Raw genomic sequence first — 25,484 nt, 5'->3', positions numbered from 1 at the left:
TGCCGACCGCGTGTGTCGTCTCAGCGGAAGTCTTCAGCCGTCAGCACATACATGCTCTTGCGCGTGCGGTCATAGGCCTTTGACGCTACGTCGCGGATGACACTGCTCTCGGTGTCGAAGGTGGCGAGATAGCCGGCTTCATTGGCTGCCGTCGCCGGCTGCATCCTGGTCATCGCATCGGCGGCGACCGAGAAGGAAATCTGGAACATGCCGTCATAGCCGACGAAACGGATGCGCTTGCCGGCTTCGTCATAGCTGCGGCTGCGGTTGGGGAAGGTCAGGCTCATGATTTTGCCTCCGTCGTTTTCTTCACCGCGCGTTTCTTCTTCGGCGTCGGGTTCAGGGCCTCGGCCAGGCGGTCGGCCTCTTCCTTGGCCAGCCGCAATTGCCTCAGCCTTGCCGTCTTGATTTCCCTGGCCCTCGCTTCGGACATATATTCGGCGGTTGCCTTGTTGCGCTCCGCCGTCTTCTTCTGCTTGTCGACAAAGCGGGCTTCAGCTTTTTCCATGATCGTCTGGTTGCCGTCGGCCATCGAGGAAATCTCCCTTGCGTCTGAAATCGTGAAAATGAACTCGTCGGATAAATAGGGACTCGGCCGGGAAAATTCAAATTTTTGAAATATTTGGTGGGTTTCCGCTACCACGAAACCGGGCGCCGAATAATACTTTTGATTATTTAATATCAGCGCGGAATAAATTTTGGCACTCCTATCTATCGAGTGCCAAACCGCCTGTATGAATGCAGCGGCCGCCTATGCCGGCCCCAGAAAGAAGTCTCATGAAATTTCGGCCACTCCACGACCGCGTCGTCATCCGGCGCGCCGACGGCGATATCAAATCCAAGGGCGGCATCATCATTCCCGACAATGCCAAGGAAAAGCCGCAGGAAGGCGAAGTGATCGCGGTTGGTCCCGGCGCCCGCGACGAAAACGGCGCGCTTGTTCCGCTCGACGTCAAGGCCGGCGACTTGATCCTGTTCGGCAAATGGTCGGGCACGGAGGTCAAGATCGACGGCGAGGACCTCCTGATCATGAAGGAAGCCGACATTATGGGCGTCATCGAAGAAAGCGCCGAAGCCAAGAAGGCCGCCTGACTGAAGCACCGCGCCTCTGCGCGGTGTCGGCTCACCCCAAATGCGAACTGGATAAAATCATGTCTGCCAAGGAAATCAAATTCTCCACCGATGCGCGACGACGCCGGCGGCGATCCTGATCTTGCGGCTTTCGGATCGGTTGGATTTCACGCTAGTATGCCCTGTGGTCGTTTGTGCAGAGAGCTTGCGGAAAACGGAACCGCGATTCTCACTTCGGAGACAAGCCATGTTTGCCGCCAAGGCTATCGACATCTCGGACAAGGCCGCGTTCTACCGCGACCTCGCCGCGCAACTGAAGGCGCTGCTCGAGGGCGAGGGCGACTCGATCGCCAATGCCGCCAACACGGCGGCGCTGATCTTCCAGATGGTGCCTGATCTCAACTGGGCGGGCTTCTATTTCCTGGCCTCCGACGAGGAATTGGTGCTGGGTCCGTTCCAGGGCAAGCCGGCTTGCGTGCGTATCGCCGTCGGCAAGGGCGTGTGCGGCACGGCGGTCGAACTCGGCACCTCGATGCTGATCAAGGACGTGCACGATTTCCCCGGCCACATCGCCTGCGACGTCGATTCGCGTTCGGAACTGGTCGTGCTCCTGGAAGACGATGACGGCGTCTTCGGCGTGCTTGATCTCGACAGCCCGCTGCCCGGTCGCTTCGACAAGGCAGACCAGGCGGGAATCGAGACATTGGCGGCGATCTATGTCGCGGCGAGTTCGTTCGCGGATTAGGCAAAAAGCCTGTGGTTTCGCGACACTGAGCTCTAGTAGCTGAGTTTCGGATACCAGTCCGTTCCGCGTCCACCCGGCGTAAGGTCCAGGATTGACCAGAGGGAGGCGATGTCCGGTGCGTCTCGCGGATCCTGGCCGGGATCAGCCATTTCCGCCGACATCTCGCTCGCCCAAAAAAGGCGCACGCGCTCGCCGTCGCGCTTGAACACCACCAGAGCCGGGTTCTCGCTGCCATCGGCGTTGATCAGTCCGAGGTCGTTGGCATAGGTGTCGCCCACCGTCTGGACAAAATCCAGATCGCGCCACCCCCGTTCCTGCGCGAATGCGATCTGCCGCTCGACCGGGCTGCGTCCAAGGATCTTCAGGGCGATGCGCTGCTTGATGTCAGCAGCGTTTCCATTCACCGCACCCAACCAGTTGGTGCACATTGGACATGGGCGTGCGCGCTCGGGTCCGAACATCCAAAAATAGGTCACGAGTGCATCCTTGTCCCCGAACAGTTCGAAAAGCCCGAGATCCGCGCCATTGGCGTCCCTGAAGCGATAATCTGTCTCGATGACGGGTCCGTCCGGAAGGTGTCGGCGCCGTTCCGTGACCTCGGTCATGTGTCTGCGAAATTCGATCTCGTCCTTCAGCAGTGCCTGGCGGGCTTTCCGGTACTCATCGCTCGCGCCGGGAAAGGGTGTCCGCGCTTTTTCCGCCAGCTTCTCGGCGGCCGTGGGTGTAATGATGTTCATCGGAAATCCTCCAAATGGCATCCGTACTACCACAGCAAAGTTGGGCAATAGGCCCAGAAGTCAACAACCCTCCTGAAGCGGAGCCGAACACTGCCACGTCAACGCGGTAGGCCCGCGGATGAGGTTTGCTGTTCGTGCCGGTGCGATCTGAATTGCAGCAAGGCTCAGGCGAACTTCACCAGCATCAGGCTGAAGCCGCCGATGAACAGGAAGGCCGAGAAGGCGAGTGCCAGCGGGCGCAGGCCGCGTGAGCGCAGCTGCGAAATATCGGCCTGCAGGCCCATGGCGGCGAGCCCCATGGTCAGCATGATGGTGGTGGCGAGTGCCATCGCCGACTTCACGCCGGCGGGCATCGTGACAAGGCTGTTCAGAGCCGCGACAGCGACGAAGGCGGCGACGAACAATGGCATGGGCGGGCGCGCCGCCTGCTGGTCGCTGCTGCCCTTGCGGCGCGCCGTCAGGCCCAGCGCGATGACCATCGGCGCCAGCATGGCGACGCGGGTGAGCTTGGCGACGGTGGCGATCTCGCCCGACTGGGTGCCGTTCTGGAAGCCGGCGCCGATGACTTGCGCCACCTCGTGGATCGAGGCGCCCGCCCACAGGCCGAAAGCATGCTGGTCGAGGCCGAGCAGCGGCGCCAGCAGCGGGAAGCCGAGCATGGCGACGGTGCCGAACAAGGTGATCGAGGCGACGGCGTAGGTGACGTCCTCGTCGCGCGCGTCGGTGACAATGTTGGTTGCCACGATTGCCGAGGCGCCGCAGATCGAGGTGCCGGCGGCGATCAGCTGCGCCAGCTTGGCGTCGACGCCGATCAGCCGGCCGAGCGCGAGGGTGAAGAGGAAGGTGGCGCCAAGCGTGGCCGCGACAATGCCGATGCCGCCCGCGCCGATCGAGACGACCTGGCCGAGCGTCAGCTGGAAGCCGAGCAGCACGATGGCGAAGCGCAGCAGGCGCTTTTGCGAGAATGCGATGCCGGCCTTGGCGTGCGCCGGCGTGCCGAGCACGTTGGAGTAGATCATGCCGGCGACGACGGCCAGGATCATCGGGCTGAACAGGGCGAAGCCGGAGACGTTGCGGGCCGAGAAGGCCACCGCGGTGATCATCGCGACCAATATCACACCGGGCATGGGGCCGGCCCTGGTCGAGTCGAGCGCCTTGCGGCCCTGCGCAGGTTCGGCGGAAATCAGGCCTTTTGGAATATCGTTCGCAATGTGGGATAAGGAAGACAACATCATGCTCCAGGCAACTTCGCTTGGGGAATGTCATTCCCCAACTAATCTTTCCAATGAATTATTTTCGTTAGAATGATCGATTTTCCAGGACGGTCTCCAAGTTTGCGTAACCAAAATGCCAAGGCTGATGAAGCAGCGCGGCAAAGAGGCTGGGCGCCGCCAGAAGGCGGCTTGGCATTGGCTTGACGGGCCACTCATGCTGCGTCAGCTTGGCGCCATGTTCGTTTTTCCCCGCGCCAATGTCATGCGATGCCGAACCTGTACACCGCGAGGCGGCATGCTGATTGCGCGACGACGAGAGCTGGCCCATTAATTCCGGTTCGTTCTTCCTAGCCCCGCCCGCGAAACCGCCGGCGGGTTTTTCATGTCTGGAGCCTCTCGATGAGCATCAATCCTTCCATCCAGTTCCGGCAGGCCGAGCCCGCCGACGCCGCCGCCATCCGCGACATCGTGCGCGCGGCCTATGCCAAATGGGTGCCGCTGATCGGCCGCGAGCCGCTGCCCATGCGCGCCGACTATGACATAGCCGTTGCCGAGCATGAGTTCGACCTTGCGATCGAGGAGGGCGAAATCGTCGGCGCGATCGAAACCATGCCGGCCGATGATCATGTCTGGATCGAGAATGTCTGCGTGGCGCCGCATGCGCAGGGAAGGGGGATCGGCCGGCTGTTGCTGGGGCGGGCCGAACGCAAGGCGGCCGAGGCGGGACGCAGCGAACTTCGCCTGCTGACCAATGGCGCCTTTGCGGCCAATGTGTCGCTTTACAAGAGACACGGCTATAGGATCGACCGGGAGGAGCCGTTCATGAACGGCACGACTGTTTATATGAGCAAGAGGCTTGCCGGGTAGACCGCAATCGGAGTTCGACAATGGCTGTCAGAATCAGGCTCAAGCAACTGCCGGGACTCTACGCGATTTCGCGGCTCGAGCCTGGAGCAGGCATTCCCGGTTGGGCGGACGGGCCAGGCTTCGTCAGCATCACCAGAACCGAGGATGAACTTTCGATCACCTGTCTGCAGGATCGCGTTCCAGATTCCGTCAAGCGGGATGACGAGTGGGTCGCCTTCAAGCTCCAAGGGCCTTTCGCTTTCGATGAAACCGGCATCGTGTTGTCGGTCATCAGGCCACTGTCGGAAAACGAGCTGGGCATTTTCGTGGTGTCGACTTTCGACGGCGATCACCTGCTGGTGAAAGCCGCCGATCGCGTGGCGGCGATACGGCTTCTGGGCGAAGCCGGGCATACTCTGCTGTAATTCGTTCTGCTCGAGCTATCGCCGCCCGCCTGGCTCAATCGCCGGCGAACTGGCTCAACCGGTCGGGGGTTGCGTTTGACGTCGCCATTCGCACATCGTTATTTCTAACCAGATATCACGGCCGGAACGGCCACACGGCGCGCCCTCAAGGAGAAATCATGTCACACACTTTGCAGTTCTACATCGACGGCGCGTGGGTCGATCCTGTCGTGCCCAATACGCTCGACGTCATCGATCCCTCGAGCGAAGATGCCTTCGCGCAGATTTCGCTGGGCTCCAAGGCTGATGTCGACAAGGCGGTGGCCGCCGCGAAGCGGGCCTTCGGCACATTCGGCTTTACCTCGGTCGAGGAACGGCTCGACATCCTCAACCGCGTCATCGAAGTCTACAAGGAGCGCAGCCAGGACTTGGCGCTCGCCGTGTCGCGCGAGATGGGCGCGCCGCGCCGGATGGCGCTCGACAGCCAGGTCGGCATCGGGCTTGCGCATCTGGTCAAGATGGCGGAAGTGCTGAAGAGCTTCCAGTTCCGGCAGGTCAAGGGCTCCTCGCTGATCGTCAAGGAGCCGATCGGCGTCGTCGGCTTGATCACACCATGGAACTGGCCGCTGAACCAGATCACCTGCAAGGTGGGTCCGGCACTTGCCGCCGGCTGCACCATGGTGCTGAAGCCGTCCGAGATCGCGCCGCTCGATGCCATCATCTTCGCCGAGATCATTGACGAGGCCGGCGTGCCGAAGGGCGTGTTCAACCTCGTCAATGGCGACGGCCCCGGCGTCGGCCAGGCGCTGTCCAGCCATCCCGATATCGACATGATGTCGTTCACCGGCTCCACCCGGGCCGGCATATTGGTGGCCAAGGCCGCCGCCGATACGGTCAAGCGCGTGCACCAGGAGCTTGGCGGCAAGTCGGCCAACATCCTGTTCCCGGACGTCGACCTCGCCACCGCCGTGGCCAAAGGCGTCGCCGGCTGCTTCAGCAACAGCGGCCAGTCCTGCAACGCGCCGACGCGCATGTTCGTGCCGCGCGACCGTCATGACGAGGCGGCTTCTCATGCCAAGGCGGCGGCGGAAAAGTTCGTGGTCGGTCCGGCGGACGCTCCCGGCACCAAGCTCGGCCCTGTCATTAGCCAAGCCCAGTTCGACAAGGTTCAGGACATGATCCAGAGCGGCATAGACGAGGGCGCCACGCTGGTCGCGGGCGGCCCCGGCCGGCCGGCCGAACTCAACCGCGGCTACTATGTCACGCCGACCGTGTTCGCCGATGTCACCCACGACATGCGTATCGCGCGCGAGGAGATTTTCGGGCCGGTGCTGGCGATCGTGCCCTATGATACGGTCGAACAGGCGGTCGAGCAGGCCAACGACACCGTCTACGGCCTTGCCTCCTACATCCAGGCCAAGGACATCCAGAAGGCGCGCGACGTCGCGGCGCGCATGCGCTCCGGCAGCGTCTATATCAACTATCCCCAATGGGACGCCGGCCTGCCCTTTGGCGGCTACAAGCAGTCGGGCAATGGCCGCGAATACGCCGAATACGGGCTGGAGGATTTCCTCGAGATCAAGGGGATCGCCGGGTACGAGGCGGCGCAGTAAGGCACTGGCCAATCGCCCGAAGCCGGCGCCCCTGACCTGTCTGCCGGCATCCTCTCCCCGTATAGTGACGGGAGAGGGGACGCTGTCATCGCCGGTTCGGTGATTTGGTTGCGACGCTCCTTGCCAATTGGCAAATGCATGCTATATCTATGCCAATAGCGGGAGCCGAAAATGCAGCTTCAGTCCATCGTCACCACGCCGGCCGCGGTCGGCAGCGCCATCTCTGATGAAGAGGCCGGCGCCTTGGCGCGCACCACGGTCAATCTGTTCAAGGCGTGGGGCCTCACCGACCTTGAGGCCTGCATCCTGCTCGGCGGCATGTCGGCGCGCACCTGGGCGCGCTGGAAGGAAGGCGGCATCGGCAGGATCGACCGTGACCTGCGCACCCGCATGGCGCATCTGATGGGCATCCACAAGGGCCTGCGCTACCTCTTCACCGAGCCGGCGCGCGGCTATGCCTGGATCCGCAAGCCCAACGCGACCTTCGGTGGCCAGTCGGCGCTCGACCTGATGCTGCGCGGCGAAATCTCCGACCTTGCAGCGATGCGCGAATGGCTCGACGCGGAGCGTGGTGCATGGTGAGTGGGCTCGCGGTCCGGCGCCGCGTCCACTGGCCCAAGACCTTCCGCATCATTCGCTCCATTCATCCGCCGATTGACCTCTTCGAGGACATTGCCGACCCGCGCGACTGGGAGGCCCTGGCCGCCGTCGAGGAGAAGACCAATCCGCGCATCCGGCTGGAACTCGGCGATCTCGGCAAGGTGCCGGCCGCAAGGCGGGTATCCGGACCCGGCGCAAGCTTCGTGATGGCGCCCTTCGTGCATTGCTCGACGCTGCGGCCCGGCCGTTTCTCGGATGGCAGCTACGGCATCTACTATGCCGGCGACAGCGAGGAGGTGGCGCTGGCCGAAACCATCCACCACCACCAGAATTTCATGCGCGCCACCAAGGAGGAGCCGGGCTGGACGGCGGATTTCCGCGTGCTGATCGGCAGCGTCGACCGCGACCTCGATGACGTCAACGCGGTGCCCGGCGCGCTCGACCCGGACGACTACACCGCCTCGCAGGCCGAAGGCCGCGCCTTGCGTGCGGCCGGCAGCGACGGGCTGGTGTGGAACAGCGTGCGCATGCCAAGCGGGCAGTGCATCGGCATTTTCTGGCCGGATGCGATTTCAGTACCGGTGCAAGGCCGCCACTACAGCTATCACTGGAACGGCGGCCGCGTGGATTTCGTGCGCCAGCACGATACGGGAAAGGTGCTGGCGGTCACTTGAAGGCGGCAGCGCCGGTCAGTGCCGCAGGATCTTGCTCAGGAAGGCGCGGCTGCGGTCGGTCCTGGGATGCGAGAAGAACTCGTCGGGCGTGCCGCTTTCGACGATGGCGCCGGCGTCCATGAACACCACGCGCTGGGCGACCTTGCGGGCAAAGCCCATCTCATGTGTCACCACCATCATGGTCATGCCTTCCTCGGCGACCGCGACCATGACGTCGAGCACTTCCGAAATCATCTCGGGGTCGAGGGCGGAGGTCGGCTCGTCGAACAGCATGATCTTGGGGCGCATGCCGAGACAACGGGCGATCGCCACGCGCTGTTGCTGACCGCCTGAAAGCTGCGCAGGATAGGCGTTGACCTTGTCGGCAAGCCCGACCTTGGCCAGCAGTTCGCGGCCGGCCTGCTCGGCCTCGACGCGCGGAATCTTGCGGACATGGATCGGCGCCAGCGTGACGTTTTCGAGCGCGGTCTTGTGCGGGTAGAGGTTGAAGGACTGGAAGACGAAGCCGATCTCGGTGCGCAGCTTCGTCATGTTGGTGGCGGGGTCGCCGAGGCGCTGGCCGTCGACGACGAGGTCGCCGTCCTTGATCGTCTCCAGGCCGTTGATGCAGCGGATCAGCGTGCTTTTGCCCGAGCCGCTCGGGCCGCAGACGACGACCACTTCGCGCGGCTCGACGCTGAGCGTGATGTCCCTCAGGACGTTGAGCGTGCCGAACCATTTGTTGACGCCGCGAAAATCGATCATGCCCGTTTTGGTCATGTGGTCGGCACCTTTGGGTTCGATGTCATATCTGCACCTCGCCATGGGCGGCACCGATGCGTCGTTCGAGCCGGCGGGCGAGCATGATCAGCGGATAGCAGACGATGAAATAGCCGACGCCGACGAGGAAGAACACCAGCAGGCCGTTCGGCACGCGCTGCACCACCAGCCAGCCGACGCGGGTGAGGTCGGTCAGGCCGATCGCCGAGACGACGGAAGAATCCTTGATCAGCAGCACATATTGCCCGACCAGCGGCGGCAGCACGATGCGCATCGCCTGCGGCAGCACCACCTGGCGCATGCGCTGCCAGCGCGACAGGCCGGACGCCAGCGCCGCCTCGACCTGGCCTGTCGGCACCGAGCGGATACCGGCGGCGACGATCTCGCAGATGAAGCAGGCGGCAAGATTGGTCAGCGCGATGATGCCGGCGGTGAAGGCGTCGAGCTCGATGCCCAACTCGGGCAAGATGAAGAAGATCAGGAATATCTGCACCAGGAACGGCGTACCCCGGATGAGGTCTACCCAGGCACCGATGACGCCGGCGATCAACCGGTTGCCGCCGGTCCGCAGGATGCCGAGGCCGAAGCCCAGCAGGGTGCCCAGCACCAGGCTGATCAGCGACAGCACCACGGTCATGCCGAGGCCGCGCAGCGCCAGCGGATAGCTGCCGGCAAGGCTCTGCAACTGTTGCCAGATCATGTGCGCGCTCCCGCCGAGCCGAGCCAGCGGCCGGAGAGAACCGCCAGCCCTTTGAGGCCGTAATAGAGCAGGAGGTAGAACGCGGCGATGGTGAGAAATCCTTCCGCCGGCATGAAGCGGTCGGAGGCCAGCAACTGGCCGGCGCGCGTCAATTCGGCAACCGAGATCAGCGACAGGAGGGCGGAATCCTTGACCAGCACGATCGCCTGGCCGAGCAGGGGCGGGATCGTCACCTTGAACGCCTGCGGCAGCACGATCAGGCGCATGCGCTGGACATAGGTCATGCCTGAAGCGGCGCTGGCCTCGACCTGGCCGCGCGGGATCGACAGGATGCCGGCGCGAATGATTTCAGCGACATAGGCGCCGCTGTTCAGTGACAGCGCGAGGATGCCGACGACGAGTTCGGGCAGCACGAAACCGAGGCGCGGCAGGCCGAAATAAAGAAAATAGAGCTGCGCCAGCAAGGGCGTGGCGCGTACGGCGTCGATATAGGCCTTGGCCGGCACCCGAAACAGCCAGCCGCGCTGCAGGTTCATCGCGCATAACAGAATGCCGACCGCGAGCGCGCCGACAAAGGACAGCGCCGACAGCCACACGGTCGTGACCAGGCCCTGCCCGAACAGGGGCAGGTATTCGACGATGGTGCGGAAGCTGAAATTTTCGAGCATGGGCGGTGAATGGTGATTAGGGAATAGCGAGTAGGCAGTAGGCAGTAGGCAGTAGGGAAGCGTGTCCGGAATTCCCTACTGCCTATCCCTACTCCCTACTCCCTAATTTCTAATCCCTAATCAGTGATCTTTCTTCCAGTCTTCCGAATTGACCCAGTAGTCGAGGTTCTTCTGCAGGCGACCGTCGATGGTGACCTGGTTGAGGAACAGGTTCATCCAGATCAGGAGGTCCGGCTCGTCATAGCGGGTGGCGAAGGCAAGCGGTTCCTTCGACAGCAGGTCCGGCATGATGGTGAAGGTGCCGGCCGGATAGGCCGTCGACTGGCCCTTGACCGCCGAGACGTCGTTGACGCCGCAATCGGCCTGGCCGTTGTTGACGGCGTCGAGCAGCAGCGGACCGCCGCCCTTGTAGCTCTTGATGTCGGCATCGGGGAAGGCGGCCTTGGCTTCCTTCTCGCCGGTGGCGCCGAGCAGCACGGCGATCTTGGTGCCCTTGGCCTTGCAGTCCTCTGTGGTCTTGAACTTGCCGTCGGCCTTGGTGAAGACGGTGCTGCCCGTGTACATGTAAGGCGTGGTGAAGGCGACCTTCATGCCGCGCGCCAGCGTCGGCGTCATGTCGGCGACCAGAAGGTCGGCCTTGCCCGAAAGCAGCGCCGGGATCAGGCCGTCCCAGTCGAAGTCGAGGAAGGTGATCTTGACGCCCATTTCCTTGGCCATCAGTTCGGCCAGTTCCACCGAGCTGCCGGTGCGTTCGCCATTGGCGCCGACCAGCGAGAAGGGCGGTCCCTGCGTCTGCACCGCGACACGCAGTTCGCCGCGCTTGGTGATGTCGTCGAGCGCTCCGGCGCTGGCGGCGGCGGTAAGGCCGGCCAGTGCGACGCCGGCGATGAAAAGCTTGGCAATGTTCATTGGTTTCATTGGGCATTCCTCCTTTTTGTCGTCTTGTTGTCTACCCTACAGGGTGCTTTTTGAGCGGCGGTGCCGTTGCCGGCGGCGGCCACCGTTCGAAAATCCGTCTCCTCAGTGCCGTGCCACCGTTTCGGCGACCGTGACGCCGCGCCTGGCCAACGCGTCGACGAAAGCCGCGTCCGGCACATGCAGCAGCGAGTTGAACAGGCCGAGGCCCCCGAAAGCCGCTATCCTCATGCCGGCTCCTTGCGAATGCTGTCGTCCGACCAGCAGCCTTCCGGCAGGCTGACCCATTTGTTGCAGGACGCCATGACCACGAAGGTCTCGCTGCGCACTACCTCGCCCGGCTCGCCGGCGCCCGGTATCAACTCGCTGGTGACGCGGTAGAGATCGGCTACGTCGCCGGCCACCGTCACGTCGACGATGATGTCGAAGCGCCCGGTGACGACCGAGGCCGAGTTGACGAAGGGCAGTTCGGAAATGCGTTGCGCCAGCTCGCGGGCGCGGCCGCGCCCTTGCGCGTTGATGCCGACGATGGCCGAGATCAGTTCGGGCCGCTCGGTCAGGTTCAAGAGCCCGACGATCTTGAGCAGGTTGCGGTCGAGCAGGTTGCGCAGCCGCGTGCGCACCGTCGGCACCGAGATCGCCAGAATCTCGGCGAGGCGGTTGATGCCCGGCTGCGCGTCCTGCGACAACTGTTTGACCAGCCGCCGATCGGTCAGATCGAGATGTTCCCGCAAGTCCCCCGTCTTTCATAAAACGAAAAAAGCTAGGCGATTTTTTTGCCTATGTGCAAACAAGCTATTTCATGGATTCCTTAAAGGCAAGGCATGATTCCACGCGAATTCAGCATGTGGGCGGCGGCTTCACACCAGTGCGGCCACCAGCAGCTTGGCCTGCGGCGTCAACTTGTCGAAGCGGCGGGCGCAGAGATTGAGTTGACGCGTCGCCCATTCATCGGTCAGCCGCAGGCTGCGCAGGTTTCGCGCCGAGCGGCGGGCGGCGCTTTCCGGCACGATGGCGATGCCGACGCCTTGCGCTACGAGCCGGCAGACATTGTCGAGGCCAGGCACGCGAATGCGAAAATGCAGATGACCGCCAAGGCGCGCCGCCTGCCGGTTGATGTGTTCCTGCAGCGGATGGCCGGCCGCGAGTCCAACGAAAGATTCGCCCAGGACGTCGGCGAGGCCGGCCGCGCGGCCTTCGAGGCCGGGGCGGTTGCGCGCGGCGATCACCACCAGCCTATCGACGAAGAACGGTTTCTGGTCGAGATGCGAAAGGCCGGCCCAGGTCGCGGCAATGCCAAGATCGGCGGCGCCGCTGGCCACCGCCTCGGCGATCTCGTTGCTGGGGCGCTCATCGAGCTCTACGTCGATGCCGGGATGCGCGACCAGAAAGGCCGGCAGCCTGTCGCGCAGAAGCTCGCTGGTGGCGGCCGTGTTGGCGAGCAGGCGGACCCGCGCACGCAGGCCGGTGGCATAGGCGCCAAGCTCGCCGGCCATCGCCTCGATCTGGTTCTGCACCGCGCGCGCGTGGTGCAGCAGTGCCTGGCCGGCGGCCGTCGGCACCACGCCGCGCCGGCGGCGCTCCAGCAGCGGCGCGCCGAGCCTGTCCTCCATGCCCTTGATGCGGGCGCTGGCCGAGGCCAGCGCGAGGCCCGCGAGCTCGGCGCCATGGGTGATGCTGCCGCGCTCGGCAACCAGCAGGAACAGCCGGAGATCGACGAGGTCGAAGCGCATCTTTTTCCTCCCGCAAGACAGCCCGGGCACACGCGATCGACGGCGCATCCGGCCTATCGCTTTCAGCGCCAGCCTTCGCCTCAACCGAAGGCTGGAGCCGTAAATTCCACATTGTGGGTGACGGCGAATTTCGTCAAACAGTTTCGGTGGAGGTCCATGATGAGAAAACCAGCATCGAACCGGCAAGGGCTCGGCATTGCTGAAGGCGCGGCGATGCTGCTGGCGGTCGCCGTTGCTGTTCTGGCCATGGCGCGCACGGATTCCGGCATGCCAGGATGCGCCATGACATCCGCCCCTGTCAGCAGCGCCGCCGCCGGACTGGCGGCAGCCGGGACCGACGCTGCCGACATGCTGCTCCATGATTGAGCCGCTGAGCGCCGCCGCCGTCGCCTGGGTCTGCGCCGTCTTCCTTGCCGCCGGCTTCGTCAAGGGCGTGGTCGGGATGGGCCTGCCGACGGTGGCGATGGGCCTGCTGGCGGTGACCATGGCGCCGGCCGAGGCGGCCACGCTCCTGCTGATCCCGTCGCTGGTTACCAATCTGTGGCAATTGTCCACCGGTCCTTCGTTCGGCGGGCTCGTCAGGCGGCTATGGACGATGATGGCCGGCGTGGTGATCGGCACCGCTGCCGGCGCCGGCCTGCTCACCGGCGCGCATACGGCGGCCGCGTCCGGCGCGCTCGGCGTGGCACTGATGCTCTACGCCTTTCTCGGCCTCGCCAAGGCTGGCTTTTCGACGCCGCCACGTCACGAGGCCTTGCTGTCGCCGCTGGTCGGGGTGGCGACCGGCCTGGTCACCGGCGCCACCGGCGTCTTCGTCATTCCGGCGATGCCCTACCTGCAATCGCTGCGGCTGGGCAGGGAAGAGCTGATCCAGGCGCTCGGCCTGTCCTTCACCGTGTCGACGGCGGCGCTGGCCATCGGGCTGTTCAGGGCAGGCGCCCTGGCGTCGCCGACGGCCGGGCTGGCGGGCTCGGGCGCGGCGCTGGTGCCTGCGCTCGCCGGCATGGCTGTCGGCCAGGCGCTGCGCCAGCGCATGAGCGTCGAGACTTTTCGCAAAGTGTTCTTCGCGGGGCTCTTGGCGCTTGGATTTTATCTGGTGGCCGAGGCGGCGTTCTGAGCGCCGCTTGCAGGGCGCCGACCCGGCCTACCGTACCACCAGGACCGGGATTTCGCTGTAGGACACGACTTCCGCCGTCTGGCTTCCCAGGAGCAGCCTGCCCAGTCCGCGGCGGCCGTGCGAGGCCATGACGATCAGGTCGCAGCGTTCGGTCTGCGACAGTTCCAGGATCGCCTCGGCGGGCCTTCTGTCCTCGATGTGCACGACCTTGGCCGACACGCCCAGCCCCTCGGCGGAAGCCTTGCATTTGTCGAGCACTTCCTTGCCGTATTTGCGGGCTTCTTCCTGATAGGCGGCCAGCTCATCGCCCGCGGCGTAGCCGGCCATGGCGCCGCCCCAGGCGAAGATCGGGAATTGTTCCGAGACGGTGACAAAGGTCACGGTGGCGCCGAGGCCCTTTGCCAGCCCGAGGCCGTGGGCAACGCCCTTGTCGGCCAGTTCCGACCCGTCGGTGGCGATGAGCAGATGTTTGTACATGATGATCGTGACCTATCGTGCTTGGTGAACTATGGACCACAGATAGTTATGCCCGGCGTCCAGTCATTGTGCCAATGCGGCGGGGATCAGGGCCAGGGAATGTGGTGGGCATTGTGTGGACCGCACCCAAACGGGCGTTCCACCCCGAACTTTCGCGCCAGCTGGATTCCCCTTCGCCGCATCGTCCTCTAAGGTGCGGCAACTTCGAAAGGGCCGTCATGAGCAGTGCGTTTCCTCAAATCCATCTGGTCCGGCATGGCGAGACGGCGTGGAGCCTTTCGGGCCAGCACACCGGCCGCACCGACATGCCGCTGACGGCGGCCGGCGAGGCCGCCGCGCGGGGCGTGGCGGATCGGCTGAAAGGCCTGCCGTTTTCGGCCGTATGGTCGAGCCCCTCGCAGCGCGCCTACAACACCAGCCTGCTTGCCGGTTTCGGGGCGCAAAGCATCAAGATGGACGACCTGCAGGAATGGGACTACGGCGCCTATGAAGGGCGAACCACCAGGGAGATCCTGGCCGAACGGCCGGGCTGGAACGTCTTTCGCGACGGCTGCCCGCAAGGCGAAACGGCGGCCGATGTGGGCGCCCGCGCCGACAGGATCATCGATCGCCTGCGCGAGGCAAATGCCGACATGCTGATCTTTTCCAGCGCGCACTTCCTGCGCGTGCTCACCGCCCGCTGGCTCGGCTTGCCGCCGGAGGACGGCGCGCTGTTCGTGCTCGATACGGCCAGCATCAGCGTGCTCGGCTACGAGCATGACCTCGGCGAGCCGGTGGTGCGCAAGTGGAACGGGAAGTAGGGCGGCCTAGCTGTCGAATTTCCGGATCGCCTCGGCGGTTACCGGCGTGAAGAAATTCACCAGATTGCAGTCGGGGTCGCGGAACAGCAGCGAGCGGTTGCCCCAAGGCATGGTGGTGGGCTCCTGGACAATTGCGCCCTTGATGGTTTCCGCCAGCCTGGCGAATTCGGCATCGACGTCGCCGACCCGGAATTCGATGATGGCCGTGCGGTTGTCGGCTGGGCGGGCGATGTCGCTGCCGAACAGCATCAGGGTGCGCGTGCTGCCGATCGCCAGCGTGCAGGCCGGTGTCGCCAGTTCGGCGAAGTCCTCCGTGTACATCGTCACCGGCATGCCGGTGATCTCGCCATAAAAGCGCACGAGGCGCTGGACATCGGACGTGATGATGCGGACAGAGACGAAATTCATCGCATTGGCTCCTTGATCGTCGAAGCCGCGGCTGGGCTCCCGGCCTTCTATAGGCCGGGGCTCCTGACAGCTTTCCGTCAGGAGACGGAAGTGCCGGCGCGATTTCAGATCTGCCGAACGAAGTGCCGACCCTGCGCCTATTCACCCCGCCAGCAGCGCCAATTCGTCGGGCGTCAAATGCCTCGCCGTACCCTTGGCGAGATCGCCGAGCGGCAAGCGGCCAATGGCGACGCGGATCAGGCGCTTGACCTCGATGCCGTGGGCGGCGAGCAGGCGCCGGATGTGGCGGTTGCGGCCCTCGTCGAGCACGATCTCCAGCCAGGCGGTGCGGCCGCCGCTGCGCAGCAGCTCGATCGAATTGGCGCTCAAGGTCTCGCCGTCGACACGCACGCCGGCGCGCAGCGCTTCCAGCACCGCCGCGTCGGGCACCGTGCCGATCTGGACATGGTAGGTCTTGGGTAGATGCGAGGCCGGGTCCATCAGCCGGTTGGCAAAGCGGGTGTCGTTGGTCATCAGCAGCAGGCCTTCGCTCGCCTTGTCCAGCCGGCCGACGGGGGAGACGAAAGGCAGGTCGAGCCCTTCGAGGCAGGCATAGACGGTGTCGCGTTCGAGCGGGTCGTCGCGGGTCGTGACCAGCCCGCGCGGCTTGTTGAGCATGAGATAGACCTTGCGCTCGGCAAATATTTCTTCGCCGTCGACGACGATGCGGTCGCGCTTCATGTCGACACGCAGGGAGGCGTTGCGTGCGATCTTGCCGCCGACGCGCACGCGGCCGTCGGCAATCAGCCGCTCGGCCTGCGTGCGCGAGCACAGGCCGAGCTTCGACAGCGCGCGGTTGAGGCTGACGCCGGTGCTTGCCGGTCTGTCGGTGTTTTCTGTCCGCCGTGGTGTCATCTTGCAGTCGCCGGTTCGGTCGACTGATGGCATGGGCGACGCTGGCTTCGCAAGCCGGCGGAGGGAGTTTCAGCACCCGCTGTCGCGCTCTACGGCGCCGCCCTCTGTCCTGCCGGACATCTCCCCCACGAGTGGGGAGATTGGCCGTCATCACGGCCTTCGCCAATCTTCGACGTTGCAGAAATAGAGAGCCGACGATCAAGCTGCCGATCTCCCCCCAAGTGGGGGAGATGTCCGGCAGGACAGAGGGGGGCGCCGTAGAATGCCATGCTTTGACCGTTCCCCGCTCTGTCGCCAGATCACGGCATGGTCGCCTCAGGCCGCTTGGTGGGTCTCGTCCGCGATCCCGTTCAGCACGGCAAGCGCGTCGGCCGGCAGCTCCAGCTCCGCCGCCGCCATGTTTTGCCTGAGATGCGCGACGGACGAGGTGCCGGGGATGAGCAGGATGTTGGGCGAGCGCTGCAACAGCCAGGCAAGCGCCACCTGCATCGGCGTGGCGCCGAGTTTTTGCGCGACATCGGCCAGCGTGCTGGATTGCAGCGGCGTGAAGCCGCCGAGCGGGAAAAACGGCACATAGGCAATGCCGTCGGCGGCAAGCTCGTCGATCAGCGCGTCGTCCTCGCGATGCGCGATGTTGTACTGGTTCTGCACGCAGACAATGTCGGCGATGCCACGTCCCTGCGCGATCTGGGCGCGGGTGACGTTGCTCATGCCGATATGGCGCACCAGGCCCTGATGCTGCAATTCGGCGAGCGTGTTCAACTGCGGCTCGAGCGAACCTTCGGCGGGCCCGTGGATGCCATGCATGGAGCGCAGGTTCACCACCTCGATCACGTCCAGGCCGAGATTGCGGAGATTGTCGTGCACGGCCTGCGTCAGTTCCTGCGGCGACATTGCGGGGATCCATGATGCATCCGCGCCACGCCGGGCACTGATCTTGGTGACGATGGTGAGATTGGCGGGGTAGGGGTGCAGCGCCTCGCGGATGATCTGGTTGGTGATGTGCGGGCCGTAGAAATCGCTGGTGTCGATGTGGTCGACGCCGCTCGCCACCGCCTCGCGCAGCATGGCGAGTGCCGCATCGCGGTCCTTCGGCGGGCCGAACACGCCGGGTCCGGCCAGTTGCATGGCGCCATAGCCGAGGCGCTTCACGGTGCGGTCGCCGAGCTTGAAGGTTCCGGCCTTGCTGATGTCAGTCATGGTCTCATCTCCTGTGGATCGGCCCAGATATAGACAATGCACGCTTGCGCGATAATATGGTGCAATCGGCACAGGCTGTGCGGAAAGGCGAACAATGGCGGATCTGAGCGACCTGCAGGCATTCATGGCGGTGGCGCGCGCCGGCGGTTTTCGCGAGGCGGCCAGGGTCAGTGGCGTCAGCGCCTCCAGCCTCAGCGAAACGGTGCGGCGGCTGGAGGCCGGGCTCGGCGTGCGGCTCCTCAACCGCACCACGCGCAGCGTCGCCCCGACCGAGGCCGGCGCGCGCCTGCTGGAGCGGCTGGGCCCCGCGATCGGCGAGGTCGAGGCAGCGCTCGATGTCGTCAACGGCTTTCGCGGCCGCCCAGCCGGCACGCTGCGGCTCAACGTGCCTGTCGTGGCGGCGAAACTGGTGCTGCCGCGCCTTCTGCCGCCCTTCCTTGCCGCCTATCCCGACATAAGACTGGAGGTGACCGCCGAGGACAGTTTCGTCGACATACTGGCGAGCGGCTGCGATGCCGGCATCCGCTATGACGAGCGGCTGGAGCAGGACATGATCGCCGTACCGATCGGCCCGCGCCGGCAGCGCTTCGCCACCGCTGCCGCAACGGCCTATCTCGACCGGCGTGGCCGGCCCGACCATCCGCGCGACCTCCTCGATCACGCATGCCTGCGCGGCCGCTTCGCCAGCGGCCTGACGCCGCCTTGGGAGTTCGAGCGCGACGGCGAGATAGTGAGCGTCGAGCCGGCCGGGCCGCTGCTGGTCAGCACCGGCACGGCTATGGCGCTTGCGCTCGATGTGGCGGTCGCCGGCGGCGGCATCGTCTCGCTGTTCGAGGACTGGCTGCGCCCCTGTTTCGACGATGGCCGGCTCGAGCCGGTACTGGAGCCCTGGTGGCAGGAGTTTTCCGGCCCGTTTCTCTACTACCCCGGCCGCCGTCTCATCCCGGCGCCGCTGCGGGCATTCATCGACTTTGTCGCCGGGATGCGGTGGTGAGGCGCCGCGATGACGGTTTCATGGGACGCATCGTCGGCCGCAACCCGCCGCGCATTTCCGGAATGTTCCAGGAAGAGCAGGGATCATCGCGGCAAGTCCAATGACACCTTGGCGCGCTTCGCCAGCTCGCGAATCTGCTCCGCGACCGCGTTGTCGACCGGATTGTAGACGGTCAGGCTCAGATCCGGGCGGCCGTCGACCGCGAACCCCGAATATTCCAGCTCGATATCGCCGAGCACCGGGTGCTTCAGCCGCTTGGTTCCGTCGCCATGGCTGAGCACGTCGTTCTCGCGCCACAGGGCGGCGAATTCGGGGCTGGCGCTGCACAGTTCGTCGACGAGTTCGCGTACCTCGGACACGGCGCCGGCACGCGCCGCGTCGGCGCGGAAGGCGCCCACCACGAAACGGGCGAGGCTTTCCCAGTCGTGCTGCTTTTCGCGGATGGCCGGGCTGCGGAACATGAAGCGCAAAATGTTGCGCTGGTCGGCGGGCAGGGCGCTGTAATCGGTCAGCACGACCTGGGCGGCGCGATTCCAGGCAACGACATCCCAGGTGGCGGTCCTGACCAAGGCGGGGCTCGCTTCAAGCGTGTCGAGGAGGCGCTGCAGCCGGGGGCTGATGCCTTCCGCGCCGATATAGCGGACTTCGGGCGGGCGTCCGAGCCCGAGCATGAAAAGATGCTCGCGCTCGGCCTCGGTCAGCATCAGCCCCTTGGCGATGCGGTTCAGCACATCGGCCGAAGGCGCGCCGCCACGACCCTGCTCCAGCCATGTGTACCAGGTAGGGCTGATGTTGGCGCGCTGGGCCACCTCTTCCCGGCGCAGCCCCGGCGTGCGCCGGCGCCCTGAAAATCCGAACGAGGCCGGATCGAGCCGGGTGCGCCGGTCTCTCAGAAACGCCGCGAGCGAACCGGCGGAATTGGTGGGCATCCTGTTAGCCATTATACCACGATAAGATCACTACTTTAATGGAATAATAGACCGGCGATACTGCGCAGGCAATCGTGCAGGAGAATTCGCATGCGTATCTTTTTGACCGGCGCGACCGGTTTCATCGGCTCGGCGCTCGTTGCCGAGCTCATCAAGGCGGGCCATCAGGTGGTCGGCGTCACTCGCTCCGAAGTGGGGGCCGAAGCGCTGACGGCGGCGGGCGCCGAAGTGCATAGGGGAACGCTCGAGGATCCCGAGGGCCTGCGCGACGGCGCGGCGAAGGCGGAAGCGGTGATCCACACGGCCTTCGACCATGATTTCTCCCGCTTTGTCGAGAATTGCGAGAAGGATAGCCGTGCCATCGCGGCACTCGGCCAGGCATTGGCCGGATCCGACCGGCCGCTGGTGATCACTTCCGGCGTCGGCGTGGGCAGCCCCGGACATGGCGAGCTTGCCAGCGAAGACGTCTTCAACGCCAGCCATCCCAATCCGCGCATCGCCTCGGAGCTCGCCGGCAATGCCTTGCTGGAAGCCGGCGTCAACGTCTCGGTGGTGCGGCTGCCGCAGGTTCACGACCCGGTCAAGCAAGGGCTCATCACGCCGCTCATCGAAATCGTGCGCCAGAAAGGCGTTTCGGCCTATGTCGGCGAGGGCCGCAACCGCTATGCGGCGGGCCATCTCCTGGACGCGGCGCGCCTCTACCGGCTGGCGGTGGAAAAGCGGCAGCCCGGCGCGCGCTATCACGCGGTCGGCGAGGAAGGCGTCGAAGTACGCGCTATCGCCGAGGTGATCGGGCGGGGCCTCAACGTGCCGGTGGTTTCGATCGCGCCGGAACAGGCGGCGGAGCATTTCGGCTGGATGGCGATGTTCGCCCCGATGGATCTGCCGGCCTCCAGCGCGCTGACCCAGGCGCGGCTCGGCTGGCAGCCGACCGGCCCGACGCTGATCGCCGATCTCAAGGCCATGCGGTACGACGCTTGACGCGCCGATAAAGCGTCGTCAGCCAACGGTGTAGCGCAAATGGACGAGCCCGTGGGCAAGGGCTTCGCAGCTTTTGAGCGACAGTTGCATCTTGCCCGCGAGGCCGGTCTCGCCGAATTCGACGAAACCCTGGTTCGCCGCCCGCCCGTCAAGGGCGGGAGCCACGAGAAGGCTGAGCTCATCGACAAGGCCGGCCGCGAAGAAGGAACCGTTGATGCCGGCGCCGCCCTCGAGCAGCAGCCGGCGAATGGCGAATTCGCGGTTGAGAACTTCGAGCATCCGGCCGAGATCCATGTCGGCCGTTTCCGCCACGATATAGGACACGCCGTCGGCAGCGAGTTCGGCCAGGTGGCTGTCGGCGACATCGTGCCCAAGCAGCACCACGACATGGTCGCCGCCGATGTCGGGTTTGGAAAAGTGGAGCTTGCCCGAGGGATCGAGCGCCACCGCATAGCTGCCCGTACCGGTTTGCGCGACATGATAGGGTCGGTCGACCCTGCCCGCATCGGCGGGCGGGTGCGCGCCGGCCTTGCTCATCTCGGCCATGGTGACGCGGCCGACGATCCAGCCGTCGCCCGCAAGATCATTATGGATGTGCTCGTAAAGGCTCGACCATTCGGCCCGGGTGCCATCGGGACTGGCCGTGTAGCGGCTCGGGTGAAGACTGCCGTCCAGCGATGCGATCATATGGCAGATGATGTGCGGTTTCATGCGGGTGTCTCCGGGGAATGGGCTCAGGCGCGGTTCAAACTAGGGCCAGCGCCGGAGAATGGAAGCTGGGCACCCGGCTCATCCAAATTCCGACCATTGCCGTCTGGCCCTGTTATATCGATGTTGCACAAATGGTTGAGCCTGGGCTAGCATCCGTTTGCTGGTGCCGACGGGAGGCAGTTTTTGCAACGGCGATCAGCTGGAGCGGCATGCGTTAGCAAACGCAAGGAGGATGCTCCAACACTTTGAACCGACGCATGATCCTTCCTGAAACCGTCCCGGTTTCCGGGGCCGTGCGTTCTTGTGGAGGAGGATCCCATGAACAGACGTGAATTCCTGATGACGTCCGTGGCCGCGGGCGCCATGGTGCTTGCCGCGCCCTCGGCATTTGCGCAGGACAAGCTCACCATTCTCGGCTCGGTGCCCAGTCTCGGCTTTCCGTTCTTCGTGCACATGCTGAACGAGATCAAGGCGGAAGCCGCCACGCAAGGCGTCAACCTGACCGAGAGCGATGGCCAGAACTCGGCCACCAAGCAGACCGCCGACATCGAGGCGGCCCTGGTGCAGAAGGTCAACGCCATCGTGATCTCGCCGCTCGACGTCAACGCGCTGGCGCCGGCCATCGAGGAAGCGGTCAAGGCGGGCGTTCCCGTGGTCACGATCGATCGCCGCGTCGACGGTGTCGAGGGCATTCTCGCCCATGTCGGCGCCGACAACGTCAAGGGTGGCGAGGCGGAAGCTCAGGCCGTGGTGGCGGCATTCCCCAACGGCGCCAAATTGTTCCATCTGCAGGGCCAGCCCGGCGCCGGGCCGGCGATCGACCGCAACAAGGGCGTGCACAATGTGCTCGATCCCTTGAAGGACAAATACCAGATCGTCTTCGAGCAGACCGCCAATTTCGCCCGTGCCGAGGCGCTGTCGGTGACGGAAGCCGGACTTGCCGCCAACGGCAAGCCGGACGCCATCATTTGCGCCAATGACGACATGGCGCTGGGCGCCATGGAGGCTTGTGCCGCGCGCAACTTCACCGACGTCAAGATCTACGGCTTCGACGCGCTGCCGGAAGCGCTGGTCGCGGTCCGCGACGGCAAGCTCGCCGGCACGGTCGAACAGTTCCCGGGCCAGCAGTCGCGCACCGCCGTGCAGATCGCCGTCGCTTACGCCAGGGACAAGAAAGAGCCGAAGGAGAAGCTGGTGCTGTTGACGCCGATCGTCATCGGTAAGGACAATCTCGACAAGGCCGAGAGGTTGAACGAGACGAAGTGAGGACTGGATTGGCAAGGCTGGCGGGGCGCGCCCCCCTCTGGCCTGCCGGCCATCTCCCCCTCAAGGGGGGAGATCGGCTGTTTGCTCTGTTTTCGCCAATTCTTCTATGCTGCAAGAAAAGGCGATGCCCGTGACACCGCCGATCTTCCCCCTTGAGGGGGAGATGTCCGGCAGGACAGAGGGGGGCGTTCAAGCGCTGACGGAGCCCGGATGAACTTCACTAAGGAAGCCACCCTTGCCAGCTGAAGCCGCACCCGTCCTGCTCGCCGTCGAGGGCGTCACCAAGCATTTCGCAGGCGTCACCGCGCTCAGCGAGGTCTCGCTCGATGTCAGGCCCGGCGAAATCCTCGGCCTGCTGGGCGAAAACGGCGCGGGCAAGTCGACGCTGCTGAAAATCCTGTCGGGCGTCATGCCGCCCTCCGGCGGCCACATCATTTTCGACGGCGCCGACTACCGGCCGTCGAGCCCGCAGGATGCCAAGCGGCTCGGCATCGTCACCATCTACCAGGAACTCAGCCTGATCCCGACGCTGACGGTGGCGGAGAACATCTTCATAGGCCGTGCCCCGACCGGTCCGCTCGGCCTTGTCTCCTGGCGCAAGATGGAGCAGGACTCCCGCACGATCATCGCCCGCGTCGGCCTCACGATCGATCCGATGACGCCGGTCTCGGCGCTTTCGGTGGCCGAGCAGCAACTCGTCGAGATTGCACGAGCGCTGTCGCTGAAGAGCCGGCTGATCATCATGGACGAGCCGACCTCGGCGCTGACCGAGACAGAGGTGCAGCGGCTGCTGTCGATCATGGACAGGCTGCGCAAGGACCATGTCGCCATCATGTTCGTCACCCATCGGCTGGAGGAGGCCGCCGCCATCTGCGACCGCATGACGGTGCTGCGCGACGGCAGGTTGGCCGGCAATCTCGACCGCGAAGGCGGGCCGATCCGATTGCCGCGCATCATCGAGAAAATGGTCGGCCGCGCGGCGTCCGAACTCTATGCGCGGCCGGCGCAGCGCACGGTGGCCGGCGACGTCGTGCTGTCGGTGCGCGGATTGCGCACGGTGCGCGACCCCGAAGCGCCGCACGCCATCGTGCTCGACGGCGTGGACATCGACCTGAAGGCCGGCGAGATCCTCGGTGTCGCCGGCCTGGTCGGCTCGGGCCGAACGGAGTTGGCGCGCGCCATCTTCGGCGCCGACCGGATCGCGGGCGGCACGATAACGCTCGACGGCAGACCCATCGCGCCGGCCTCGCCGGCGGATGCCATAGCGCTCGGGATCGGCCTTGTGCCTGAGGACCGCAAGCATCAGGCGATCTTCGCCGCGCTCGGCATCCTGCCGAATTTCTCCGTCGCCTCGCTCGGGCGGTTCAGCAATGGCTTCGGCTTCATGGCCGAGCGGCGCGAGCGCGATGCGCTGGCGGGGTTCCGGAAAATGCTGTCGATCCGCATGGCGTCGGCCGAGCAGGCGATCGAGGGCCTGTCGGGCGGCAACCAGCAGAAGGTGATCCTGGCGCGCTGGCTGGCGCGGGATCCCAAGGTGCTGATCGTCGACGAGCCGACGCGCGGCGTCGATGTCGGCGCCAAGGCCGAGGTGCACCAGATCCTGGTGCAATTGGCAGCGCGCGGCATAGCGGTGATGATGATCTCGTCCGAGCTGCCCGAAGTGCTGGCTGTGTCGGACCGGATCGTGACCATGCGCAAGGGACGCATCACCGGGCAGATGCCGGGCATCGAGGCAAGCGAGGAAAAACTGATGGAACTGATGGCGCTTGACCAGCCGGGAGCGGTTGAGGAGGAGGCACGATGAGCGTGGCCGAGGAGCAGAGCCGGCGTGGCGGCATCAGCATTGCGCGGCTGTTGATGAATTTCGGGCCGCTGCTGTTCCTGGCGGCGCTCGTGGTCGTCTTCACCGTGCTGAAGCCGAGCTTCATCGATCCGATCAATCTGTTCAACATCACCCGCCAGATATCGATCACCGGGCTGATCGCGCTCGGCATGACCTTCGTCATCCTCACCGCCGGCATCGATCTCTCGGTCGGGTCGCTGCTCGCTTTCTGCGGCATGGTGGCGGCCGTGGTCGCCAAGGGCGGTACTGCCAACACGCTGTCGCTGTCGACGTCGGGAACGCAGGGCTATGGCTGGTTCGCGGCGCTGCTCGCCGCCGTGGTGGTGGGGGCGGTGGCCGGCGGCGTGCAGGGCTTTGCCATCACCAGGCTGAAAGTGCCGCCCTTCGTCGTCACTCTGGGCGGGCTCACCGTGTTTCGCGGCCTGACGCTGACCATCTCCAATGGCGGCCCGATCTCGGGTTTCGACGCCTCGATGCGCTGGTTCGGCACCGGGCTGATCGGCCCCGTGCCGGTGCCGGCGCTCATCTTCGCGGTGGCCGCCATCCTGTGCCACATCGTGCTGCGCTATACGCGCTATGGACGCGCCGTCTACGCCGTCGGCGGCAATGCCGAGGCCGCACGGCTGTCGGGCCTGCGTGTCGACCGCATCCTGGTCTCGGTCTATGTCATCGTTGGCTTCTTCGCCGGGCTCGCCGCCTTCGTGCTGTCGGCCAGGCTGAATTCGTCCGAAGCGGTGGCCGGCATCGGCTACGAGCTGACGGTGATTTCCGCCGTCGTCATCGGCGGCACCTCGCTGTTCGGCGGCATCGGCTCGGTCGGCGGCACGGTGGTGGGCGCGGCGCTGATCGGCGTGCTGCAGAACGGGCTCCAGTTCAACAACGTCTCGTCCTACACGCAAAGCATCGTCATCGGCCTTATCCTGATCCTGGCGGTGGCGTTCGATCGCTGGCTGAAGTCGCGGGTGAGAAGGTAGGACGGTTTTTGCCTTCTCCCCTTGTGGGAGAAGGTGGCCTCGCGAAGCGAGGTCGGATGAGGGGTGTTCCAGGGAACATCAACGTCTCATTCCGCTGGAACACCCCTCATCCGTCTCGGCGCCAACGCGCCGATCCACCTTCTCCCACAAGGGGCCTGTTGCGTTATTAGGGTCGGAGCGCAAGAGGAGAAGTAAGGGCCAATGCGGGGTG

General features: G+C 65.0%; 32 protein-coding genes. 15 read left to right on the top strand and 17 right to left on the bottom strand.

The annotated features are described in order from the left end of the window. Positions 1–20 precede the first annotated feature (20 nt). Together FJ964_RS20165 and FJ964_RS20160 are read right to left on the bottom strand one after the other, a co-directional pair. Positions 21–287 carry a DUF1488 domain-containing protein gene (locus FJ964_RS20165; RefSeq protein ID WP_140552023.1) on the bottom strand — a complete coding sequence of 89 codons (267 nt, stop codon included), beginning with the start codon at positions 285–287 and terminating at the stop codon, positions 21–23. Then, complete coding sequence (locus tag FJ964_RS20160) at positions 284–532, bottom strand: hypothetical protein (RefSeq protein ID WP_140552022.1); 249 nt, start codon at positions 530–532, stop codon at positions 284–286. Before FJ964_RS20160 ends, FJ964_RS20165 begins: the two co-directional genes overlap by 4 nt. A gap of 245 nt (positions 533–777) precedes the next feature. Between FJ964_RS20160 and FJ964_RS20155 the strand changes: the two genes are divergently transcribed. Then, positions 778–1,092, top strand: a complete 315-nt coding sequence (locus tag FJ964_RS20155; protein WP_140552021.1) for a co-chaperone GroES — start codon at positions 778–780, stop codon at positions 1,090–1,092. Positions 1,093–1,318: 226 nt separating this feature from the next. Beyond that, positions 1,319–1,816: a GAF domain-containing protein gene (locus FJ964_RS20150; protein WP_140552020.1), complete on the top strand. Its 498-nt coding sequence runs from the start codon at positions 1,319–1,321 to the stop codon at positions 1,814–1,816. Positions 1,817–1,848: 32 nt separating this feature from the next. On the opposite strand, the gene FJ964_RS20145 is transcribed toward FJ964_RS20150, so the two are convergent. After that, on the bottom strand, positions 1,849–2,553 hold the full coding sequence (locus FJ964_RS20145) for a DUF899 family protein (protein ID WP_140552019.1): 705 nt from the start codon (positions 2,551–2,553) through the stop codon (positions 1,849–1,851). Positions 2,554–2,717: 164 nt separating this feature from the next. Next, the gene (locus FJ964_RS20140) at positions 2,718–3,782 is read right to left on the bottom strand and encodes a YeiH family protein (RefSeq protein ID WP_140552018.1); all 1,065 of its coding nucleotides are present in this window, start codon (positions 3,780–3,782) and stop codon (positions 2,718–2,720) included. 384 nt (positions 3,783–4,166) lie between these two features. Here FJ964_RS20140 and FJ964_RS20135 point away from each other — a divergent pair, with 384 nt between their 5' ends. The 5 genes from FJ964_RS20135 to FJ964_RS20115 all read left to right on the top strand — a co-directional run bounded on the left by FJ964_RS20135 (position 4,167) and on the right by FJ964_RS20115 (position 7,904). Then, a complete protein-coding gene (locus FJ964_RS20135; protein ID WP_140552017.1) occupies positions 4,167–4,634 on the top strand; it encodes a GNAT family N-acetyltransferase in 468 nt (155 codons plus the stop codon). Positions 4,635–4,654: 20 nt separating this feature from the next. Further along, positions 4,655–5,038: an ACT domain-containing protein gene (locus FJ964_RS20130; RefSeq protein WP_140552016.1), complete on the top strand. Its 384-nt coding sequence runs from the start codon at positions 4,655–4,657 to the stop codon at positions 5,036–5,038. Between the two features lie 158 nt (positions 5,039–5,196). Continuing rightward, positions 5,197–6,630: an aldehyde dehydrogenase family protein gene (locus FJ964_RS20125; RefSeq protein WP_140552015.1), complete on the top strand. Its 1,434-nt coding sequence runs from the start codon at positions 5,197–5,199 to the stop codon at positions 6,628–6,630. Positions 6,631–6,801: 171 nt separating this feature from the next. Then, positions 6,802–7,212, top strand: a complete 411-nt coding sequence (locus FJ964_RS20120) for an MbcA/ParS/Xre antitoxin family protein (protein ID WP_140499170.1) — start codon at positions 6,802–6,804, stop codon at positions 7,210–7,212. Next, positions 7,206–7,904 carry an RES family NAD+ phosphorylase gene (locus FJ964_RS20115; protein ID WP_140552014.1) on the top strand — a complete coding sequence of 233 codons (699 nt, stop codon included), beginning with the start codon at positions 7,206–7,208 and terminating at the stop codon, positions 7,902–7,904. The genes FJ964_RS20120 and FJ964_RS20115 overlap by 7 nt, the downstream gene beginning before the upstream one ends. Before the next feature lie 15 nt (positions 7,905–7,919). On the opposite strand, the gene FJ964_RS20110 is transcribed toward FJ964_RS20115, so the two are convergent. From FJ964_RS20110 to FJ964_RS20085, 7 genes are all read right to left on the bottom strand, one after another. Beyond that, on the bottom strand, positions 7,920–8,663 hold the full coding sequence (locus tag FJ964_RS20110) for an amino acid ABC transporter ATP-binding protein (protein WP_140552013.1): 744 nt from the start codon (positions 8,661–8,663) through the stop codon (positions 7,920–7,922). A 25-nt stretch (positions 8,664–8,688) separates the two neighbouring features. Further along, complete coding sequence (locus tag FJ964_RS20105) at positions 8,689–9,363, bottom strand: amino acid ABC transporter permease (RefSeq protein ID WP_140521399.1); 675 nt, start codon at positions 9,361–9,363, stop codon at positions 8,689–8,691. After that, entirely contained in the window at positions 9,360–10,031 is a 672-nt protein-coding gene (locus tag FJ964_RS20100; protein WP_140552012.1) for an amino acid ABC transporter permease, read from the bottom strand. The genes FJ964_RS20105 and FJ964_RS20100 overlap by 4 nt, the downstream gene beginning before the upstream one ends. 120 nt (positions 10,032–10,151) lie before the next feature. Continuing rightward, positions 10,152–10,940: an ABC transporter substrate-binding protein gene (locus FJ964_RS20095; RefSeq protein ID WP_140552174.1), complete on the bottom strand. Its 789-nt coding sequence runs from the start codon at positions 10,938–10,940 to the stop codon at positions 10,152–10,154. 111 nt (positions 10,941–11,051) lie between these two features. Continuing rightward, on the bottom strand, positions 11,052–11,177 hold the full coding sequence (locus tag FJ964_RS31700) for a hypothetical protein (protein ID WP_263493554.1): 126 nt from the start codon (positions 11,175–11,177) through the stop codon (positions 11,052–11,054). Beyond that, a complete protein-coding gene (locus FJ964_RS20090; protein WP_140499160.1) occupies positions 11,174–11,680 on the bottom strand; it encodes an Lrp/AsnC family transcriptional regulator in 507 nt (168 codons plus the stop codon). Before FJ964_RS20090 ends, FJ964_RS31700 begins: the two co-directional genes overlap by 4 nt. Before the next feature lie 126 nt (positions 11,681–11,806). Next, positions 11,807–12,679, bottom strand: a complete 873-nt coding sequence (locus FJ964_RS20085) for a LysR substrate-binding domain-containing protein (protein ID WP_140552011.1) — start codon at positions 12,677–12,679, stop codon at positions 11,807–11,809. A gap of 159 nt (positions 12,680–12,838) precedes the next feature. On the opposite strand from FJ964_RS20085, the gene FJ964_RS20080 reads away from it, so the two are divergent. Together FJ964_RS20080 and FJ964_RS20075 are read left to right on the top strand one after the other, a co-directional pair. After that, the gene (locus FJ964_RS20080) at positions 12,839–13,045 is read left to right on the top strand and encodes a hypothetical protein (RefSeq protein WP_140552010.1); all 207 of its coding nucleotides are present in this window, start codon (positions 12,839–12,841) and stop codon (positions 13,043–13,045) included. Continuing rightward, positions 13,038–13,796: a sulfite exporter TauE/SafE family protein gene (locus FJ964_RS20075; protein ID WP_140552009.1), complete on the top strand. Its 759-nt coding sequence runs from the start codon at positions 13,038–13,040 to the stop codon at positions 13,794–13,796. The genes FJ964_RS20080 and FJ964_RS20075 overlap by 8 nt, the downstream gene beginning before the upstream one ends. A gap of 27 nt (positions 13,797–13,823) precedes the next feature. Here the strand turns inward: FJ964_RS20075 and FJ964_RS20070 are convergent, their stop codons facing one another. Continuing rightward, positions 13,824–14,273 carry a universal stress protein gene (locus tag FJ964_RS20070; protein WP_140552008.1) on the bottom strand — a complete coding sequence of 150 codons (450 nt, stop codon included), beginning with the start codon at positions 14,271–14,273 and terminating at the stop codon, positions 13,824–13,826. A 218-nt stretch (positions 14,274–14,491) separates the two neighbouring features. On the opposite strand from FJ964_RS20070, the gene FJ964_RS20065 reads away from it, so the two are divergent. Continuing rightward, positions 14,492–15,073 (top strand): histidine phosphatase family protein, encoded by a 582-nt coding sequence (locus FJ964_RS20065; RefSeq protein ID WP_140552007.1) that lies wholly within the window; start codon positions 14,492–14,494, stop codon positions 15,071–15,073. Between the two features lie 6 nt (positions 15,074–15,079). On the opposite strand, the gene FJ964_RS20060 is transcribed toward FJ964_RS20065, so the two are convergent. The 3 genes from FJ964_RS20060 to FJ964_RS20045 all read right to left on the bottom strand — a co-directional run bounded on the left by FJ964_RS20060 (position 15,080) and on the right by FJ964_RS20045 (position 17,575). Further along, on the bottom strand, positions 15,080–15,481 hold the full coding sequence (locus tag FJ964_RS20060; protein ID WP_140552006.1) for a VOC family protein: 402 nt from the start codon (positions 15,479–15,481) through the stop codon (positions 15,080–15,082). Positions 15,482–15,622: 141 nt separating this feature from the next. After that, a complete protein-coding gene (locus FJ964_RS20055) occupies positions 15,623–16,375 on the bottom strand; it encodes a pseudouridine synthase (RefSeq protein WP_140552005.1) in 753 nt (250 codons plus the stop codon). Between the two features lie 315 nt (positions 16,376–16,690). Continuing rightward, positions 16,691–17,575 carry an aldo/keto reductase family oxidoreductase gene (locus FJ964_RS20045; protein ID WP_140552004.1) on the bottom strand — a complete coding sequence of 295 codons (885 nt, stop codon included), beginning with the start codon at positions 17,573–17,575 and terminating at the stop codon, positions 16,691–16,693. A 94-nt stretch (positions 17,576–17,669) separates the two neighbouring features. On the opposite strand from FJ964_RS20045, the gene FJ964_RS20040 reads away from it, so the two are divergent. After that, positions 17,670–18,569 (top strand): LysR family transcriptional regulator, encoded by a 900-nt coding sequence (locus tag FJ964_RS20040; protein ID WP_140552003.1) that lies wholly within the window; start codon positions 17,670–17,672, stop codon positions 18,567–18,569. An 83-nt stretch (positions 18,570–18,652) separates the two neighbouring features. Here the strand turns inward: FJ964_RS20040 and FJ964_RS20035 are convergent, their stop codons facing one another. Next, the gene (locus FJ964_RS20035) at positions 18,653–19,498 is read right to left on the bottom strand and encodes a helix-turn-helix transcriptional regulator (protein ID WP_181172545.1); all 846 of its coding nucleotides are present in this window, start codon (positions 19,496–19,498) and stop codon (positions 18,653–18,655) included. Between the two features lie 90 nt (positions 19,499–19,588). Between FJ964_RS20035 and FJ964_RS20030 the strand changes: the two genes are divergently transcribed. Beyond that, positions 19,589–20,479, top strand: coding sequence for an SDR family oxidoreductase (locus FJ964_RS20030; RefSeq protein ID WP_140552001.1), 891 nt, complete (start codon positions 19,589–19,591; stop codon positions 20,477–20,479). A gap of 18 nt (positions 20,480–20,497) precedes the next feature. Here the strand turns inward: FJ964_RS20030 and FJ964_RS20025 are convergent, their stop codons facing one another. Further along, positions 20,498–21,190, bottom strand: coding sequence for a RibD family protein (locus tag FJ964_RS20025; protein ID WP_140552000.1), 693 nt, complete (start codon positions 21,188–21,190; stop codon positions 20,498–20,500). 318 nt (positions 21,191–21,508) lie between these two features. Here FJ964_RS20025 and FJ964_RS20020 point away from each other — a divergent pair, with 318 nt between their 5' ends. The 3 genes from FJ964_RS20020 (at position 21,509) to FJ964_RS20005 (ending at position 25,273) form a co-directional block, all read left to right on the top strand. After that, on the top strand, positions 21,509–22,456 hold the full coding sequence (locus FJ964_RS20020) for a substrate-binding domain-containing protein (RefSeq protein WP_140551999.1): 948 nt from the start codon (positions 21,509–21,511) through the stop codon (positions 22,454–22,456). A 235-nt stretch (positions 22,457–22,691) separates the two neighbouring features. Beyond that, entirely contained in the window at positions 22,692–24,260 is a 1,569-nt protein-coding gene (locus tag FJ964_RS20010) for a sugar ABC transporter ATP-binding protein (RefSeq protein ID WP_140551998.1), read from the top strand. Beyond that, entirely contained in the window at positions 24,257–25,273 is a 1,017-nt protein-coding gene (locus tag FJ964_RS20005) for an ABC transporter permease (RefSeq protein ID WP_140551997.1), read from the top strand. The genes FJ964_RS20010 and FJ964_RS20005 overlap by 4 nt, the downstream gene beginning before the upstream one ends. Positions 25,274–25,484 lie beyond the last annotated feature (211 nt).

The organism is Mesorhizobium sp. B2-3-2, assembly GCF_006442295.1.
Taxonomy (GTDB): domain Bacteria; phylum Pseudomonadota; class Alphaproteobacteria; order Rhizobiales; family Rhizobiaceae; genus Mesorhizobium.
This window is presented reverse-complemented; position numbering and strand designations above follow the sequence as displayed.

Bases quoted from the DNA above. Each gene is read 5' to 3' on its own strand.
- FJ964_RS20165 (WP_140552023.1), bottom strand. From the start codon at position 287: ATGAGCCTGACCTTCCCCAACCGCAGCCGCAGCTATGACGAAGCCGGC.
- FJ964_RS20160 (WP_140552022.1), bottom strand. From the start codon at position 532: ATGGCCGACGGCAACCAGACGATCATGGAAAAAGCTGAAGCCCGCTTT.
- FJ964_RS20155 (WP_140552021.1), top strand. From the start codon at position 778: ATGAAATTTCGGCCACTCCACGACCGCGTCGTCATCCGGCGCGCCGAC.
- FJ964_RS20150 (WP_140552020.1), top strand. From the start codon at position 1,319: ATGTTTGCCGCCAAGGCTATCGACATCTCGGACAAGGCCGCGTTCTAC.
- FJ964_RS20145 (WP_140552019.1), bottom strand. From the start codon at position 2,553: ATGAACATCATTACACCCACGGCCGCCGAGAAGCTGGCGGAAAAAGCG.
- FJ964_RS20135 (WP_140552017.1), top strand. From the start codon at position 4,167: ATGAGCATCAATCCTTCCATCCAGTTCCGGCAGGCCGAGCCCGCCGAC.
- FJ964_RS20130 (WP_140552016.1), top strand. From the start codon at position 4,655: ATGGCTGTCAGAATCAGGCTCAAGCAACTGCCGGGACTCTACGCGATT.
- FJ964_RS20125 (WP_140552015.1), top strand. From the start codon at position 5,197: ATGTCACACACTTTGCAGTTCTACATCGACGGCGCGTGGGTCGATCCT.
- FJ964_RS20120 (WP_140499170.1), top strand. From the start codon at position 6,802: ATGCAGCTTCAGTCCATCGTCACCACGCCGGCCGCGGTCGGCAGCGCC.
- FJ964_RS20115 (WP_140552014.1), top strand. From the start codon at position 7,206: ATGGTGAGTGGGCTCGCGGTCCGGCGCCGCGTCCACTGGCCCAAGACC.
- FJ964_RS20110 (WP_140552013.1), bottom strand. From the start codon at position 8,663: ATGACCAAAACGGGCATGATCGATTTTCGCGGCGTCAACAAATGGTTC.
- FJ964_RS20105 (WP_140521399.1), bottom strand. From the start codon at position 9,363: ATGATCTGGCAACAGTTGCAGAGCCTTGCCGGCAGCTATCCGCTGGCG.
- FJ964_RS20100 (WP_140552012.1), bottom strand. From the start codon at position 10,031: ATGCTCGAAAATTTCAGCTTCCGCACCATCGTCGAATACCTGCCCCTG.
- FJ964_RS20095 (WP_140552174.1), bottom strand. From the start codon at position 10,940: ATGAACATTGCCAAGCTTTTCATCGCCGGCGTCGCACTGGCCGGCCTT.
- FJ964_RS31700 (WP_263493554.1), bottom strand. From the start codon at position 11,177: ATGAGGATAGCGGCTTTCGGGGGCCTCGGCCTGTTCAACTCGCTGCTG.
- FJ964_RS20085 (WP_140552011.1), bottom strand. From the start codon at position 12,679: ATGCGCTTCGACCTCGTCGATCTCCGGCTGTTCCTGCTGGTTGCCGAG.
- FJ964_RS20080 (WP_140552010.1), top strand. From the start codon at position 12,839: ATGAGAAAACCAGCATCGAACCGGCAAGGGCTCGGCATTGCTGAAGGC.
- FJ964_RS20075 (WP_140552009.1), top strand. From the start codon at position 13,038: ATGATTGAGCCGCTGAGCGCCGCCGCCGTCGCCTGGGTCTGCGCCGTC.
- FJ964_RS20070 (WP_140552008.1), bottom strand. From the start codon at position 14,273: ATGTACAAACATCTGCTCATCGCCACCGACGGGTCGGAACTGGCCGAC.
- FJ964_RS20065 (WP_140552007.1), top strand. From the start codon at position 14,492: ATGAGCAGTGCGTTTCCTCAAATCCATCTGGTCCGGCATGGCGAGACG.
- FJ964_RS20060 (WP_140552006.1), bottom strand. From the start codon at position 15,481: ATGAATTTCGTCTCTGTCCGCATCATCACGTCCGATGTCCAGCGCCTC.
- FJ964_RS20055 (WP_140552005.1), bottom strand. From the start codon at position 16,375: ATGACACCACGGCGGACAGAAAACACCGACAGACCGGCAAGCACCGGC.
- FJ964_RS20045 (WP_140552004.1), bottom strand. From the start codon at position 17,575: ATGACTGACATCAGCAAGGCCGGAACCTTCAAGCTCGGCGACCGCACC.
- FJ964_RS20040 (WP_140552003.1), top strand. From the start codon at position 17,670: ATGGCGGATCTGAGCGACCTGCAGGCATTCATGGCGGTGGCGCGCGCC.
- FJ964_RS20035 (WP_181172545.1), bottom strand. From the start codon at position 19,498: ATGCCCACCAATTCCGCCGGTTCGCTCGCGGCGTTTCTGAGAGACCGG.
- FJ964_RS20030 (WP_140552001.1), top strand. From the start codon at position 19,589: ATGCGTATCTTTTTGACCGGCGCGACCGGTTTCATCGGCTCGGCGCTC.
- FJ964_RS20025 (WP_140552000.1), bottom strand. From the start codon at position 21,190: ATGAAACCGCACATCATCTGCCATATGATCGCATCGCTGGACGGCAGT.
- FJ964_RS20020 (WP_140551999.1), top strand. From the start codon at position 21,509: ATGAACAGACGTGAATTCCTGATGACGTCCGTGGCCGCGGGCGCCATG.
- FJ964_RS20005 (WP_140551997.1), top strand. From the start codon at position 24,257: ATGAGCGTGGCCGAGGAGCAGAGCCGGCGTGGCGGCATCAGCATTGCG.